This is a genomic window from Acinetobacter sp. UNC436CL71CviS28 (assembly GCF_000620525.1).
GTDB lineage: Bacteria > Pseudomonadota > Gammaproteobacteria > Pseudomonadales > Moraxellaceae > Acinetobacter > Acinetobacter radioresistens.
In genome coordinates this window covers 1-1,267 of record NZ_JIBB01000100.1, presented here as the reverse complement: position 1 = coordinate 1,267, position 1,267 = coordinate 1, and the positions used below count along the sequence as shown (strand labels likewise).

The window sequence follows — 1,267 nt, the reverse complement described above, 5'->3', positions numbered from 1 at the left end:
TTATGAAGTTATGAAGTTATGAAGTTATGAAGTTAGGTTATTTAATTTTATAAATTAAATAACCCATTCTCAATTTTATTTAAAACTATTATCAACTAACTGCTTAAAATCTTCTAAATTCTGCTCTGCCAGTGACTCTAAAGCTATTCTTACAATACTAGATCTGTTAACACGAGCATTATTACTTTTGATAATTAGCTCATCAATTAATTCACTTAATTCTTGGTTTAAAGAAAAGGTACAACGAACGAATTTCTTTTGTGAAACTTCTAGATCCTTAACTCTTTTATCAGCTCCAGATATGAAATTTTCAACCAGTTTATCCTGATCTGAAAGCTCGTCATTTTTCTTTTTTAAACCACTAAGACCTGCCATAATTATACTCCTAAAAACTCTTGAGCTATCCCTTCAATTTCTGCTTTTGCCTTAGGATCACTTGTTACTTCAAAAACAGATAAGCCATTTTCATCTGCATCATCATAAACATTTCGATTTGTCGTGATTTGGTCTAAGGCTTTTATTCCAAACGATACACAGGCTTCTTTAGCATCTAAAATTCGTTGTACTTGTGACGGTAATGTTGGGCATTGTGTAATGATTGCTCTTGCATTCAAATCTGGATTCACTGCTCGTGCCAGTTTTAATACTTGTTCCATATGATCCAAAGTTTTTAGATCTCTACGTTTAGGCCTAAAAGGCAATAGCATATGTGTTGCTATAGTCATAGCAGAACGCAATGCTTCCGAATCTTGTCCACCAGCATCAATGATAATATCTTCATATCTTTTTGATAAATCTTTTAAAACTTGACGAATATTGCCTGAAGCTTGTACAGATGGAATATTTTTTAAATCCTCATTTTCATCACGTTCTTTAATCCAGTCAGTCGTTGTACCTTGAGGATCTGCATCTAAAAGCAGAACATCTCTATTCTTTTTTTGTAAATAAACTGCTAAGTTTTGGGCGAGGCAGCTTTTACCAGCTCCGCCTTTTTCACCACCTACCAAGATAATCATAAGTTATGTAAGTTACGTAATTTTGTTAAAAATAATGTACAAGTTTCAATCTTCTGAATCAACTATTGTGAAAAATAAAGTTAAAAAATAAAGTTATCCACAAGTAATGTTCTTTTTTAATTTTATATATATTTTTAAATTTATATTTATAGGACCTTTGAATGCCTTATACAGTATAGTTTTCAGAGGATTTATATGGACATTTTCCTGACAATAAGTGGACATTTTCCTTTATTTAAATGGACGTTTTC

Annotated in this window: 2 protein-coding genes; both read right to left on the bottom strand. The window is 31.3% G+C overall.

Annotated elements, in window-relative coordinates; genetic code table 11:
* Window positions 1-75: 75 nt before the first annotated feature.
* Window positions 76-375: a hypothetical protein gene (locus tag N518_RS0115320; protein WP_004897615.1), complete on the bottom strand. Its 300-nt coding sequence runs from the start codon at window positions 373-375 to the stop codon at window positions 76-78.
* 2 nt (window positions 376-377) lie between these two features.
* The gene (locus N518_RS0115315) at window positions 378-1,016 is read right to left on the bottom strand and encodes an AAA family ATPase (protein ID WP_004897614.1); all 639 of its coding nucleotides are present in this window, start codon (window positions 1,014-1,016) and stop codon (window positions 378-380) included.
* Window positions 1,017-1,267: the final 251 nt, after the last annotated feature.

Bases quoted from the DNA above. Each gene is read 5' to 3' on its own strand.
- N518_RS0115320 (WP_004897615.1), bottom strand. From the start codon at position 375: ATGGCAGGTCTTAGTGGTTTAAAAAAGAAAAATGACGAGCTTTCAGAT.
- N518_RS0115315 (WP_004897614.1), bottom strand. From the start codon at position 1,016: ATGATTATCTTGGTAGGTGGTGAAAAAGGCGGAGCTGGTAAAAGCTGC.